This is a genomic window from Curtobacterium guangdongense (assembly GCF_049341845.1).
In the GTDB taxonomy this organism is placed as follows: domain Bacteria; phylum Actinomycetota; class Actinomycetes; order Actinomycetales; family Microbacteriaceae; genus Curtobacterium; species Curtobacterium guangdongense.
Map to the genome: position 1 here is coordinate 305,155 of NZ_JBMPIT010000003.1, position 13,904 is coordinate 319,058.

A 13,904-nucleotide genomic window follows, 5' to 3' on the forward strand; every position below is an offset into this window, starting at 1 on the left:
ACCGTAGCGGATCCCTCAGGGAAGCAGCGCGCTCCGAGCGCCCGCGGGACCGGCGGTCTCGTCCGCCGGTCCGCTCGCGTCTGCCCACGGGAACGTGCCGGCCGCCGGGGACGCGGACATCACCCTGCCGATCTCGGGGTCCCACGCGTCGGGGCCGTCGGCCACGAGGCCCGTGGTGGTGGATGTCGTGCGCTGGAGGAACCCGGTCGTCGTCACCCAGTCACCGGTGCGCCCGCGCTCGTTGCCGAACGGGTCGAACCAGCGGCGGCTCGTCGCGTCGGTGAAGGCGTCGGCCTCGAGGTCGACGTTGCCCCACAGGTCCGTGCTGACCTGGTGGATCCGGTCCGCGCCGGTGGCCGAGTCGCGGACCGCGAGGGGCAGCCCGCCAAGGCGGTAGGTCCGTGTGCCCGTGACCGCGCTCGAGCCGGCGGCACGGTGCAGCTCGGTGTCGCCGAGGAACAGCGTGGCGCTGCCGTCCGTCCCGGTGCGGAGGAGCAGGGCACCGTCGGCGTCGTACACGTCGTGCTCGTCACCGGTCGGGGTCGTCACCGAGGCGATGCGGTCGGCCTCGTCCCTGGTCAGGGTCGTGTCACCCGCCGCCGTGGTGCCGCCGGCCGCGTCGTACGCGTACGGCTCGGTGGTCGTGGTCGCACCCGTCGAGCGGGTGAGCGCGGTGATCGCCGAGGGCATCGACCCACCGACCGCGTACGAGGTGACCGTGTCGGCGCCGCCGTCGAGGGCGTGCTCCGTCGACGCCGTGCGTCGACCCGTCGCGCCGTCGACCTGCCAGCTCGTCCAGTACGGGGCGGTGCCGCCGACGGCCGAGGTGGTCGGCGTGCTCGCGCAGGTGCCGGCTGCCTGGGTCCAGGCCTCGGTGAGGTCCTGGTACCCGTTGCGGGTGAAGCACTCGACGCTCGAGCCGGTGGAGCCGGTCGTGATGACCGAGGTCACGATGCCCGCGGCGTTCCGCTGGTACTTCCGGTCGGCGAGCGTGGTGCCGTGTCCCAGGTCCCTGATCCGGGTGAGGAGGCCCGTCGCCGGGTCGAGCGTCAGGAACTCCTGGTCGATCGAGACGCCGTCGTGGGTGACCTCGGTGATCCGGTTCAGCGGGTCGTAGGTGAACGCCCCGTACGACTTGGCACCGGCGACGTCGGAGAGCTCGCCCGACCCGTTCGTGAGGGTCCGCACCCGCTCCTGGGGGAGTCCCGCGATCGCGGGCTCGTTCGTCGATCGCGCCGACGTGGACACGCTCCGCGACACCGTGTACGCAGTGCCGCCGAAGGCCGGCGCGGCATCGGGCACGCTGATCGTCCGCCCCGTCCAACGGCCGGCGGCGTCGTACCCGGTGTACGTGGTCGTGTAGGCGGCGCCAGGGGTCCCCGGCACGGAACCCGTGTAGCTCGACGACGACGACAGCCGTCCTGCCTGCACGGTGTCCCAGGTCCAGCTGTCGAGCAGGGCTCCGTCCGTGCCGCCCGCGTACTCGGCGGTGCGGCGGTCGAGCGCGTCGATCGTCCACGAGCGCTGGACCCCGCGGGCGTCCGTGCGAGAGGTCTCGTTGCCGGCCAGGTCGTACGTCGAGGTCGTCCGGCCGGTGTCCGGGCCGTCGGTGACGAGCACGTCGCCGAGCAGGTCGTACGCGGTGGTCGTGCGCACGCCGGCGGCGTCGGTCGTCGCGACGACACGGTCGGCCGCGTCGTACTCGGTCGTCGTCGTCCGGGACGCCCCGGTCGGCTTCGCGCCCGCGTACTCCGTGACACCGGTGGTCCGGCCGCGCGAGTCCGTGGTCGCCGCGGTGGCGGTCCCGCCGGCGGGCGGTGTGACCGTGACCCGGTCGGCGCCGGTGTACGCGGTGGTGGTGCGCGAGACCTCGTCGGCGTAGCTCGACAGGACGGAGGTCAGCACCCGCCCGGCGGCATCGCGCGTGAGGTCGACGGTCGACTGCAGGTTCTGTCGGTTCGCCGGGACGAACACCGTCGCCGACGGGCTCGCCCCCGGAGCCCAGTACGGGTTGTCCGTACCGATCACGGCGCCGTGGTCGTCGTACCGCGTCGAGGTGACGACGGACCCTCCCGAGCCGGACGGCTCCTGCGTCTGCACCACGCGGCCGAGGCCGTCGGTGATCGAGAACGACGTCGTCGTGCTGCCTCCGGCGAAGGTCTTCGTCGCGGTCGAGGACGCGACCGTGCGCGACTCCGTGTAGGTGAACGCCTCGTCCGGCGTCGACGTCGTCGCGGTCCCCGGCAGCCAGACCGCACTCGGCCGTCCGAGCGCGTCGTACGACCGGGTCGTCGTGGTGCCGTCGAACTCCGTCCGGGACAGCTCGACATCACGTGCCGCGTCCGTCCGCACCGTCCGGACCTGCCCCGCCGGGTTCGTGGTCGTCACGACCGTCACCGCGTTCGCCGACGCGTACGTGGTGGTCGTCGTCCGACCGAGCGCGTCCGTCGAGGACGTCTTCCGCCCACGGTCGTCGAACGTGCTCGTCGTGGTCGCCCACACCGGGGTCGCGCCGTCGTACCGGACCGCCGTCGAGACCGTCGTGGGGTCGCCCCGGGTGGGAGCGGCCCCCGGCTGCTGCCCGTCGTAGCCCGTGCGGACGTCCGACACGACGTCTGCACCGGTGGCGGTCGCGTCGCAGCCGACGGCGACGGTGCGGACCTCGGCGACGCGACCGACCGGCGTGCCGGCCTCGGCCGGGGCGTAGGTCGTCGTGGTGCAGGTCGTCCCGGCGTCGGTGGCGGCGTCCTCGACCCGGACCGGCAGGCCGTGGTCGTCGTACGTCGTGGTCGTCGTCGTCGAGCGCTGCCCACCGGCAGCGACCGGCTCCGAGCGCACCACGGTGCCGTCCGCGACGTGACGAGCAGTCCGGAGACCGTCCGACGCGGTCACGCCGGATGCCCACGGTGTCGAGACGGTGTCGCGCAGGACGGCACCGCGCACCCCGAGGTGCTCGACCGTGCGGCGGACCTGCCCGGCGAGCCACGCGGCGTCGACGACGTCGCCTTCGCCGGTGACGGTCGCGTGCCGCGTGCCACCGGTCGGGGTCGCACGGTCACCGTCCAGGCCGCGGTAGAACGTCAGGTCGGTGACCGCCTGCGTGGTGGGGCGCGCTGCGGAGCCGACCCGGACCTCCAGGGTGTCGAACCCGGCCCAGGTCGACCACGTGCGCCGGACCATCGGGACCGAGCCGGTCGTGTCCCAACGCCACGCGGGCGTGCCCGTGTACACGTACTGCGTCGACGTGGCGGGGTCGTCCGCGCCGCCGGTCTTCGGGTCCTCCGTGACGGCGGTGACCAGGTACATCTCGGCGACGTCGACACGTGGCTGCTGCGCCGGCAGGACGCGTGGGTACCAGATCTGCACGTAGCACCGCTTCGTGTTGACGGCGGCCGAGGTCTGCAACCCCGTCGACTCCGCCGGCGTGCAGCCGGGCCGGGAGTAGGTCACCGTCGTCACCGCACCCGTCGGGTTCGTGACCGACTGCAGTCGCCAACGGATCAGCTTCGCGAGCCCGTTCGACGGGTCGGCACGGTTCTGCATCGCGACACCGCGGAAGGTCGTCGCGGGCTCCGGCGTCGTCGTCCCGTTCGCGGACCCGAAGTGCTGGATCTGCGTCAGCCAGAGCGCGGGGCTCGTCCCGTCGCTCGGCGTCGGGAACGAGTGCCCGAGCGCCCACTTGTCGACCACCGAGTACGACCCCGGACCGCTGCTGACCGAGGTGCTCACGGTGTCGAGCTTCGCCAGGGACCAGAAGGTCGGGGACTTGTGCGTGGAGCAGGTCCCAGCGTTGCAGAGCAGGTCCAGGGGCACGTCGGGGTAGGACGCCGCATGCGCCGGGGCGACCGCGGCCCCGAGGGGCTCCTTGGTGCACGACGTGTGCTTCGCGTCGCTGCACCGGCCGTACGAGTCGTAGCCGAAGTCGATGCGAGCGGCCGCGGCGGACGGGGTGAAGAGCGTCGACGCCGTGAGTCCGTACTCGACCCGGTCGAGCACGCCGCCGCGGACGTAGCCCGTCCCCGTCGTCCCGGCGTTCCCGCCGTACCGGTTCGTCTCCGCCGTGTAGGACCACACCTGGGCGTTGCCGTGCGGGTCCACGACGTAGTCGAGGTTCCAGCGCCAGGCCTGGGCACAGGACGAGGCCGCGAACGACGAGGCGTGACACGGTTCACCCGGGTCGTTGCCGGAGACCGGCACCGTCCACGCGGAGTCCGTCGTGGGCGCGCCTGGTGTCCACCCCGGCAGGCGGTCCAACCCGAACCAGTACTGCGTCCCGTCGCCCGTCGTCACCCGCCAGCAGTCGCTGTCCGCGGTGCCGTTCGCCGCGCAGCCCTGGGCGGTGCCGACGAGGTGCTCGACCAGGGAGCCGTCGTCGTCGGCGAGGCGCCACGTACCGGTCGTCGTGTCGTGGACGAGTGCCTGCGTGCGGCCGGCGAAGGTCATCGTCGCCGCGTCGTCGTGCCAGCAGAGGTCGCCGGAGGTCGTCACCGGGCCGGATGCGCCGTCGTCCTGCGAGCAGGACACGAAATGGCGACCGATGTACCCGGCGCCGGAGAGGGACCAGCCCTCGCCGATCGACGACGCCTGGTTGTTGGTGCCGGCGGTCGCACCGTCCACGGTCTGGGAGTCGTAGGACAGGGCGAGGTCCGGTACCGGTCCGGCCGGAGCAGGAGGCGCGGTGACCGGGGACTCCCACGTGTAGGCGCCCGACTGCCGCCCGGTGACCCAGGTGTCGGAGACCCGGGCGGGGGTCGCGGCCCAGTTCCCCGCGCCGGAGCCGGCCGTGGGGCCGCTCGTCGCGGAGAGGACGACGGGCGTGCTGGAGACCTTCGCGGCGACCACCACAGCCGAGCGGGTGCGGGTGGACTGCACGGGCTCGTCGGATCCGGACGTCGTCGCGGTCCACTCGGTCCGCGATGCGTAGTCGGCGCCGTACGCCGACTCGAGCAGGGTGGTGGGGACGCTGACCCGGACGGCACCGGTGGCGGACGAGCCGTCGGTCCGTGCGACGGACACGGTGAGCGGAGCGGCTCCCTGTGCGCGGGCGGTCCCTGTGGTCGCGGCGACCGAGACCCGCACGGAGCGCACCGCGCCCGTCGTACCGGCTGCGTTCCGGTCTGCGCCCGTCGTACCGGCCGCGTTCCGGTCTGCGCCCGTCGTACCGGCCGCCACGCGGATGCCGGACGACCCGACCGTCGACCACCCGGAGCCGAGCGCGACCTCGTCGTCGGCGGACGTCACCCTGCGCGACGGCGCGGTCTCGGTGACCGAGGACGCCGCTCCCCCACCGACCTCGACCGGCGCGATCGCCGAGCCCCGGACGCCGTGCACGGCCGCGTGCTCCTGTGCGTCCTGGATGGTGACGACGGCGACGCCGGACGCGACGAGCGCTCCGACGGCGAGCGCCGCGACGACGGCGTTCTTGCGCACCGATTGCCCCCTGTGATCCGTCAGCGAGGGCCGATCGGCACACATCGCTTCCGGATGCTATCCATCGGGACCACTCAGGCAGGTACCCCCCGTTGACGGCACAGGGCGGTGCAGAACCCCGTCGTCATCGCGATCCGGGGATGATCCCTGTGCGGACCCTCAGTCCCGTCCTTCCCGGATCCGGATCCCCTCGAGGACGTCCTGCGCGCGCTTCTCGTCCTGCTTCTCGATCTGGCGGGTGTCGCGCTCGGGGAGCTGGATGTCCTCCTCCGCACGGATGCCGGCTTGCAGCTCCCGCCCACGCTCGAGCTCGGCGTCGAACTCGGCGCCGAACAGCAGCGCGTTGTTCGTGATCCAGATCCAGAGCAGGAAGACGATCACCCCACCGAGCGAGCCGTACGTGGCGTTGTAGTTCGAGAAGTTCCCGACGTAGAACCCGAAGCCGACGCTCGCGATGATCCAGATGAGGAGCGCGAGGACCGACCCGCCACTGACCCAGGCGAACTTCGGCTGCTTGATGTTCGGCGCCCAGTAGTACAGCACCGCGATGACGATGATCGCGATGGCGAGCATGATCGGCCACTGCACGATCGACAGGACCGTCGCGGCGACGTCGCCGAGTCCGATCAAGTCGCCGAAGCTCCGCGCGAGGGGGCCACTGACCAGGGCGAGCAGCCCGAGGACGAGCATGACGACGGTGAACAGCGTGACGCCGAGCATCGTCGGGCGGAGCTTCCAGATCGGCCGGCCCTCACGGACGTTGTAGATGCGGTTCATCGCCCGGCCGAAGGCACCGACGTAGCCGGAGGCCGACCAGATCGCTCCGACGACACCGACGATGAAGGTGATCGGCGCGGCGGGGGAACGCACGAGGCCCTCGATGGGTTCACGGATCAGCGCGACGACCTGCTGCGAGCCGATGCTGCCGATGACCTGCAGCAGGGTGTCGATGGTGTCCTTCGGGTTCGACACGAGCCCCAGGATCGAGACGATCGCCAGCAGTCCGGGGAAGAGCGCGAGCACGGAGTAGTACGTCAGGCTCGCAGCCAGGTCGGTGCACTGGTCGCTGGAGAACTCACGGAGCGTCTTCTTCAGCGTGTAGAGCAGCGTCGGCTTCGTCAGGTCGGTCGGGCTGTCGGGCTTGCGGGGGTCGTCCGCCGACGGCTTCCCGTGGTCGCGTGCCATGGTTACTTGCCCTTCGCGCGCTTGGCGGCCTGCTTGCGGTACTTGGTCGCCTGCTTGGCCACCGGGGCCAGGCGTCGGCGCTGCTTCTTCCGCAGCTGGTACCCGGGGTCCTGCTCGAGCTGCGCCTGCCGCGCCTTGCGTCCGGCGCGTCGGGCCTTGCGCCCCCTGCGGCCGGGAGCGGACTCGTCGCCGTCACCGCGGGCGCCGAACGGCAGCAGCGCGGTGAACGCCGACGACGCCGGCGGTTCGGCCAGGTGCCCGGCGGGGCTGCGGCCGATGCGGGCGCCGATGACCACGGACGCGATGCCCGCGGCCGCGATCATGCCGAGCGCCACGAGCGGCGTCGGGTCGCGGTGCCAACGCTGCTTCGTCTTCGCGATCGCGAGACGGGTGCGCGCCGGGACGTCCACCTTGTGCCGGATCAGGTCGACGGTGTCGGTGATGCGTTCACGGGTGCGGACGTTCGCGAGTTCGAGCTCGGGGAGACTGTCGTTCGCCATACATCGTTCGTACACGTCGCGAGCCGGACGCGGCCCTGGCTGCGTCCGGCTCGCGCGTGGCGGATGATCGGCGTCGGATCGGTCTCGGCCCCGGTGTCCGCTCGGTCTCAGCTCGGGACGACGACGTCCTCTGGCAGGCCGGATGCAGCCGAGCGGGTGGCCGCCTCCATGAGCGCGAGGCTGCGCAGGTTGTCGCGCCCGCTCGTCTCCGGTGCGTCCCCGCCGGCGACCGCGCGGGCGAAGGCCTGCAGCCCGCCCTGCCGGTCGTGGTGCTCCGCCGTCGGGAGCTCGACGGACGTGCGACCGGATTCCCCCGGCTTCCGCACCGTCACGAGGTCCCAGCTGACGTCACCGGGCTCGCCGCCACGACTGGTGAACTGCAGCTCGCCGTCCTCGCCCTGGATGCTCCACTCGCCGGCCCACGGGGTGTGTTCCCCGCGGCTGAGCCAGCTGCCGCGGTAGCTGACGACCAGGCCGTCCTCCATCTCGATGAGCATCGACGCGACCGCCTCGTCCTGGTACTTGCTGAAGGACGGGTAGGTGGCCTTGGCGAAGACCCGAACGGCTTCCTTGCCGGTGACCATGCGGAGCAGGTCGAAGTGGTGGATCGCCATGTCGTTGATCATCGCGTGCGGGAACCTGTAGTGCGGGTGGTCGGCGAACGGGCGGTCGTTGTCCCACTGGCGGAAGTCGACGTTGATCGCTGAGAGCTCCCCGACCGTCCCGGCGGCGAGGAGGTCCTTCGCGACGCGGGGTGCCGGGTAGTAGCGGTAGTTCTGGCTGACCTGCAGCACGAGGCCGCGCTCCTCCGCCAGGTGGACGGCCTCGGCGGCTTCGGCAGCGCTGTTGGCGAAGGGCTTCTCGACGAGGACGTGCTTGCCGGCGGCGAGCGCCTCGAGCGCGAGCGGCACGTGCGTGACGGCCGGGGCGGTGATGACCACGGCGTCGGCGTCGACGGTCTGCAGCGCGTCGGTCAAGGAGCCGAACGCGGCGGCTTCCGGCAGCCCGAGGTCCTTCCGGACGGCCTCGAGCGTCGGCGCACTCGGGTCGGCGATCCCGACCACCTCGACCTCCGACACCGCGGGGAGTGCGGTGCGGGCCCAGCTGCCGCCCCACCCTCCGAGACCGACGTGGATGATGCGGACCGTCATGCGTGCACTCCTTCGTGTTCGACTGCGCTGTCGTCGCGCGTGTCCAGTCTGTCAGGCGCTCGTGCCGGCGTGGGCGTCGTGCCGGCGTGGGGGTGGGCCGGGCGGCTGGGATCGAGTGCGCGGAAGCGGCGAGCAGGATGCCGCAGCGGTCCCCATTTCTGCGCACTCACCGAATGGGACGCCGATGCGTCGCCGGCTGCTGAACCGAGTGCGCAAAAAAGGCGAGCAGGACGCCACAAGGGCCGTCCTTTCTGCGCACTCGATGACGGCGCGGCCCGCGCCCCCGGTCAGCGCGTGAACGCGTACGCGATGAGCGCCATCGTCACGAGGAAGCCGGCGAGGTAGTTGATCCACAGGAAGCGCTTCCACCCCGCGTTCGCCGACTCGGCCCCGTCGTCCGTCACGTTCCACCACGGCAGCACGTTGAGCGCGTACGGGATCACGACCACGGCGGCGAGCGGCCCCGGGAACGCCGAGAACAGCAGCGCGATGCCGGCCACGACGTACGCCACGAACGCCAGGCGCACGGTCGCCCGCGCACCGATCACGGTCGCGACCGAGCCGATCCCGCCGGCCCGGTCGGCGAGCACGTCCTGCACGGCGCCGAACGCGTGCGAGGCGACACCCCACAGGAAGAACGCCACGCACACGGCCACGAGCTGCCCCGTCCAGTGCGTCCCGGCGAGCGCGAGGCCGTAGACCGCCGGCGACACGAAGTGCGTCGACGACGTCAGGGAGTCGAGGAACGGCTTCTCCTTGAACCGCAGCCCCGGTGCGGAGTACGCGATCACCGCGAAGACGCTGATCGCGAGGACGAGCCACGACCACGGGCCGCCCAGCAGCACGAGCGCGACGAGGAACGGCACGTTCGTGATGACGACCGCCCAGAGGGTCGTCCGGTGCACGCTCTTGTCGAGCAGCGCGCCCTCGACACCGCCCTTCCGCGGGTTCCGCAGGTCCGACTCGTAGTCGAAGACGTCGTTGATGCCGTACATCGCGAGGTTGTAGGGCACCAAGAAGTACACGACGCCGATCAGGAACGCGAGGATCGAGAAGTGCTCCCCGCTGCCGAGCAGGTACGCGGCACCGAACGGGTACGCGGTGTTCACCCAGCTGATCGGGCGCGACGAGGTGAACAGCGCGCGCATGGTGGACTGCCGGGAGGCCGGGGTCGCCGTCATCGGTCGTGCTCCTGTCCGGTGGGTGGCTGGGTCTCGTGCCCGGTGCGGGTTCGGTCGGACAGGTCACGGTCCGTCCCGTGGCCGCGGTCCGTCCCGTGGCTGCGGTCGAACAGCACCCAGAGGCTCGGCAGCAGGACGACCGCCGCGATCGAGTACGCCAGGTCCTCGATCGGGATCGCCCCGATCTTCACGCCGCTGATGAGTGCCGGGTCGTAGGCGACGACACGCAGCGCGACGATGACGTTGTCGAACACGATCGTCATCACGAGCAGCACGACACCGGCGACGAGCCCGGTGACAAGGCCCGTTCGGCGTCGACGATGGACGTCGCGCCCGAGCCGGCGCTGCCGACGTGCCGCGACCACCGCTGCGACGATCCCGACCACGGCGACGACCCCGAAGAACGGCAGGCTGAGGAGCGCGTACGCGCCGGAGCCGGTCACCGGTCTCCCGCCCGATCGAGCGCCCGGGCCACGCGGGGCCGGATGAACCCGATGAGGTTCATCGTCGTGTAGCCGAGCAGCAGCAGGAAGAAGACCTCTTCGAGCGGGACGTCCGGCGCCAGCAGGACGCCGGTCAGCAGCCGCTGCTGCCCGATGAAGAAGATGCCGAGCCCCACACCGGCCGCGTCCCAGACCAGGAAGAACGCGACGCCGACGACCATCACCGCCGCGGCCCGCCACGGCGCCCGCCAGAAGAACAGCCGGAAGCGCGCGTCGAGCACGGTCATCCCGGTGAGCGCCACGAGGAGCCCGAGGAGGTACAGCCCCGGCATCAGCTCGTCGCGGCCGGGGTCTTGGTCGGAGGTGACGTCCGCCGCGGTGCTCGCTTCGGCGGGCGCGGCGGGGCACCGTCCGCACGCTCGAGGGGCGTCGGCAGCGGCTCGGTCGAGGTGTCCCCGTGGATGCGCTTCAGCAGCACCTCGGCGCTGATCAGGCACATCGGCAGCCCGATGCCCGGGATCGTCGAGGACCCCGCGTAGTAGAGCCCCTCGACCTTCTCGGAGGCGTTGCCCTCACGGAAGAACGCACTCTGCTTCAGGGTGTGCGCCGGCCCGAGCATCGAGCCGCTCCACGCGTTGAAGTCGTCCGCGAAGTCCCGGGGGCCGATCGTCTTGCGCACCCGGATGCGGTCGCGGAGGTCCGGGACACCGGAGCGCTCGGCGACGACGTCGATCGCGCGGTCCGCGATCTGCTCGACCTCGTAGTCACCCGCGCCGTCGACCCCGCCCTTGCCGATGCCGACGTCGGCGGGGAGCGGGACCAGGATGAACAGGTTGCTCGATCCCCGCGGTGCGACGGTCGGGTCGGTCTCCGACGGGGCGCAGACGTAGATCGACGCGGGGTCCGGCACGTGCCGGTCGTCGCCGAACACCGCGCCGAAGTTGGCCTTCCAGTCCGCGGTGAACACCAGCGTGTGGTGCAGGAGCCCCGGCACCGGGCCGTCGACGCCGAGGTACACGAGCACGGCAGAGGGCCCGGGGTCGCGCTTCTTCCAGTGCGACTCGTCGTGCGTCCGGTGCTCGCGGTCGAGCAGCTGCATCTCGGTGTGCCGCAGGTCGGCGGCGCTCACGACGACGTCCGCCGGTGCGACGTGCTGCGCTCCACGACGGTCGCGGTGCACGACGCCGGTGACGTGGCCGCCCTCGACCTGGATCCGCTCGACCTTCGCGCCGGCGATGATCTGCGCACCCTCGGCCCTGGCGACGCGTTCGACGGCCGCGATGACCTCGGTGATGCCGCCCTTCGGGTAGAGCACCCCGTCGGCGAGGTCCAGGTGGCTCATCAGGTGGTACATGCTCGGTGCGGCGTACGGGCTCGTCCCGAGGAAGACGGCCGGGTAGCCGAGGATCTGCCACAGGCGGCGGTCCCGCACGGCGGACTCCGCGAACGTCGACAGCGGCTCGACGAGCAGCCGTGCGAGCTTCCCCATCCGCAGCAGCACGTCGGGGGCCGCGAGCTTCCGGAAGTCCTGGAACGTGCCGTACAGGAAGCGCCGGACCGCCATCTCGTACGTCTCGGCAGCGGAGTCGAGGTACTTCGCCATCCGGGCTCCGGCGCCTGGCTCGATCGACTCGAACAGCGCGAGGTTGTCCTCGCGGGATGCCCGGAGGTCGATCGGCTCGTCGTACCCCTCGCTGTAGACGCGGTAGCCGGGGTCGAGCTTCACGAGGTCGAGCTGCTCGTCGGCGCTGGTGCCGAGCAACTGGAAGAAGTGGTCGAACACCTCGGGCATGAGGTACCACGACGGCCCGGTGTCGAACCGGAAGCCGTCCTGCTCCCACGAGCCCGCACGGCCGCCGAGCTGGGTGCGCTGCTCGAGCACCGTGACGGCGAAGCCGTCACGCGCGAGCAGCGCGGCGGACGCGAGTCCGCTGATGCCGCCACCGATCACGACGGCGCGTCGGACGGGGACCTTGCGTGCAGTCGACTGTCCGGTCTTCGAACTGGAGGCACGGGTCGGGCTCATGAGGAGCCTCCAGTCTGTCCTGTGGGGACGTTGCGGGACCGCAGCGGCGCGCGACCGGCGAGCACCTGCGCGGCGAGCCGCGCCTTGACGGGGTTCGGGACGCGCACGCGCGTCGTGATCAGCCGGTCGGCCGGCGTGGCCGCGATCCGGTCGTTGAGTTCCTGGAACAGCGCGTGCGCGAGGCCGACCGCGTGGCGGGCGTCCTTCGGCAGCAGCGGCACGGTCCTGGCAGCGGTGTCGAGGTCGGCTTGGACGTCCGCGACGAGGCGGTGCTTCGTGGCCTCGTCGAACGTCCGCACGTCGACACCGGGGAAGTACGAGCGGCCCAGCACCTCGAAGTCGGCGTGCAGGTCGCGGAGGAAGTTCACCTTCTGGAAGGCGGCACCGAGCGCCCTGGCGCCCTCGACCAGCACGGACTCGTCGAAGGTCGGCCGTCCGGCGCGGTACACGAACGCACGGAGGCACATCAGCCCGACGACCTCCGCCGAGCCGTACACGTAGGCGTCGAACGAGACCTGGTCGTGCTCGGTCTGCTCGAGGTCCATCCGCATCGAGGCGAAGAACGGCGCCGTCAGCTCCGTGCCGAAGCCGATCGTCCTGGCAGTCCTGGCGAAGGCGTGCACGACCGGGTTCACCGAGAAGCCCAGGCGCATCGCACGTTCGGTGTCGGTCTCGAGCTCGTCGAGCACGGTGCGGGCGAGGTCCGGCGCGAGACCGGCCTCGGTCGCGGGGCCGTCGACGACCTCGTCGGCGACGCGGACCAGCGCGTAGACGTTCCTGATGTGCTCCCGGGTGTCCTTCGTGAGCAGGCGGGACGCCAGGCCGAACGACGTCGAGTACCGCTCGATGACGACGGAGGACGCGGCCTCTGCCGTGGCGTCGTAGAGCGGGAGCCGCGCGGTGTGCGTGCTCCCGGCGTTGCTGGAGGTCACCGGACTCGCTCCACCAGCTCGGACACGAGCGTCTCCAGCCGGTCCGCGAGGTCGTACGGCAGCGCCGCGAGTTCGGCGCGGGCCAGGGCGGTGTGCTCCTCGACCCGTGCGAGCGCAGCGTCCCTTGCCCCGCAGGACGTCAGGAGCGCGCGCATCGCACTCGCGCGATCCTCGGTCAGGTGCGGGTCGCCGAGGTACGGCGCGAGCTCGGACCAGCAGTCGGTCGTCGCTGCGTAGGCGATGAGCATCGTGCGCTTGCCCTCACGCAGGTCCCCGATCGCGGTCTTGCCCGTCGCGGCCTCGTCCCCGAAGACCCCGAGCAGGTCGTCGACGATCTGGTAGGCGATGCCGATCTCACGGCCGAAGGCACCGAGCGCGGCGACGATCGACTCGTCCGCGCCGGCGAGGACCGCACCGGACTGCAACGGCGCCTCGAACGAGTACACGCTCGTCTTCGCCCGCTCCATCTGGAGGACCTCGTCCACCGTCGGCATCACGCCGTGGCTGAGGTCGACGTCGGCCATCTCACCCGCGGCGCTCGCGAACACGGCGTCGTCGAACAGGTCGAGCAGGCGGGTGCGACGGTCGCCCGTGACGCCGCTCGACTCGATGAAGCGCGGGGCTCCGGCGAGCGCCAGGTCCCCGGCGATCACGGCGGCGCTCATCCCCCGGTGCTCGGCGATCGGCAGCGGGAGCCCACCCGTCGTGCCCGTGTCGCGGAAGGCTCCTGCGACGTTCGGCTGCCCGCGGCGGGACCAGTCCCGGTCGATGACGTCGTCGTGCACCACCAGCGCGGTGTGCAGCAGTTCGTACGCGGCCGCGATGTGCGACGCGGCGTGCACGTCGTCGCCGCCGAGTCCGGCGTACGCGGTGAGCACCATGCGCGGTCGGAAGCGCTTGCCGCCCATGCTCGCCTTGCGGAGCACCCGCCAGAGTTCCTCGGAAGGACGCCCGAACGCCTGTGCCCTGCCCGAGGACACGGTGAAGAAGCGCTCGAGGCACGCATCGACCAGAGCGAGGTCGATCGGCGCCACGGTGGCCGCTTCGTCCGTCATT

At 71.7% G+C, this 13,904-nt stretch carries 10 protein-coding genes; all 10 read right to left on the bottom strand.

Features of this window, described 5'->3' with window-relative positions:
- Nucleotides 1-15: 15 nt before the first annotated feature.
- The gene (locus tag ACO0E1_RS06030) at nt 16-5,430 is read right to left on the bottom strand and encodes a hypothetical protein (protein ID WP_422873367.1); all 5,415 of its coding nucleotides are present in this window, start codon (nt 5,428-5,430) and stop codon (nt 16-18) included.
- A gap of 159 nt (nt 5,431-5,589) precedes the next feature.
- Complete coding sequence (locus tag ACO0E1_RS06035; RefSeq protein ID WP_422873368.1) at nt 5,590-6,615, bottom strand: YihY/virulence factor BrkB family protein; 1,026 nt, start codon at nt 6,613-6,615, stop codon at nt 5,590-5,592.
- A 2-nt stretch (nt 6,616-6,617) separates the two neighbouring features.
- A complete protein-coding gene (locus ACO0E1_RS06040) occupies nt 6,618-7,115 on the bottom strand; it encodes a hypothetical protein (protein ID WP_422873369.1) in 498 nt (165 codons plus the stop codon).
- A gap of 107 nt (nt 7,116-7,222) precedes the next feature.
- The gene (locus ACO0E1_RS06045) at nt 7,223-8,266 is read right to left on the bottom strand and encodes a Gfo/Idh/MocA family protein (RefSeq protein WP_422873370.1); all 1,044 of its coding nucleotides are present in this window, start codon (nt 8,264-8,266) and stop codon (nt 7,223-7,225) included.
- Nucleotides 8,267-8,553: 287 nt separating this feature from the next.
- The gene (locus tag ACO0E1_RS06050) at nt 8,554-9,447 is read right to left on the bottom strand and encodes a prenyltransferase (protein ID WP_422873371.1); all 894 of its coding nucleotides are present in this window, start codon (nt 9,445-9,447) and stop codon (nt 8,554-8,556) included.
- On the bottom strand, nt 9,444-9,890 hold the full coding sequence (locus tag ACO0E1_RS06055) for a lycopene cyclase domain-containing protein (protein ID WP_422873372.1): 447 nt from the start codon (nt 9,888-9,890) through the stop codon (nt 9,444-9,446). Before ACO0E1_RS06055 ends, ACO0E1_RS06050 begins: the two co-directional genes overlap by 4 nt.
- Nucleotides 9,887-10,222 carry a lycopene cyclase domain-containing protein gene (locus ACO0E1_RS06060; protein WP_422873373.1) on the bottom strand — a complete coding sequence of 112 codons (336 nt, stop codon included), beginning with the start codon at nt 10,220-10,222 and terminating at the stop codon, nt 9,887-9,889. Before ACO0E1_RS06060 ends, ACO0E1_RS06055 begins: the two co-directional genes overlap by 4 nt.
- The gene (gene crtI / locus ACO0E1_RS06065; protein WP_422873374.1) at nt 10,222-11,916 is read right to left on the bottom strand and encodes a phytoene desaturase family protein; all 1,695 of its coding nucleotides are present in this window, start codon (nt 11,914-11,916) and stop codon (nt 10,222-10,224) included. The genes ACO0E1_RS06060 and crtI overlap by 1 nt, the downstream gene beginning before the upstream one ends.
- Nucleotides 11,913-12,848: a phytoene/squalene synthase family protein gene (locus ACO0E1_RS06070; protein ID WP_422873375.1), complete on the bottom strand. Its 936-nt coding sequence runs from the start codon at nt 12,846-12,848 to the stop codon at nt 11,913-11,915. The genes crtI and ACO0E1_RS06070 overlap by 4 nt, the downstream gene beginning before the upstream one ends.
- Nucleotides 12,845-13,903, bottom strand: a complete 1,059-nt coding sequence (locus ACO0E1_RS06075) for a polyprenyl synthetase family protein (RefSeq protein ID WP_422873376.1) — start codon at nt 13,901-13,903, stop codon at nt 12,845-12,847. Before ACO0E1_RS06075 ends, ACO0E1_RS06070 begins: the two co-directional genes overlap by 4 nt.
- Nucleotide 13,904: the final 1 nt, after the last annotated feature.

Bases quoted from the DNA above. Each gene is read 5' to 3' on its own strand.
- ACO0E1_RS06035 (WP_422873368.1), bottom strand. From the start codon at position 6,615: ATGGCACGCGACCACGGGAAGCCGTCGGCGGACGACCCCCGCAAGCCC.
- ACO0E1_RS06040 (WP_422873369.1), bottom strand. From the start codon at position 7,115: ATGGCGAACGACAGTCTCCCCGAGCTCGAACTCGCGAACGTCCGCACC.
- ACO0E1_RS06045 (WP_422873370.1), bottom strand. From the start codon at position 8,266: ATGACGGTCCGCATCATCCACGTCGGTCTCGGAGGGTGGGGCGGCAGC.
- ACO0E1_RS06050 (WP_422873371.1), bottom strand. From the start codon at position 9,447: ATGACGGCGACCCCGGCCTCCCGGCAGTCCACCATGCGCGCGCTGTTC.
- ACO0E1_RS06060 (WP_422873373.1), bottom strand. From the start codon at position 10,222: ATGCCGGGGCTGTACCTCCTCGGGCTCCTCGTGGCGCTCACCGGGATG.
- crtI (WP_422873374.1), bottom strand. From the start codon at position 11,916: ATGAGCCCGACCCGTGCCTCCAGTTCGAAGACCGGACAGTCGACTGCA.
- ACO0E1_RS06075 (WP_422873376.1), bottom strand. From the start codon at position 13,903: ATGACGGACGAAGCGGCCACCGTGGCGCCGATCGACCTCGCTCTGGTC.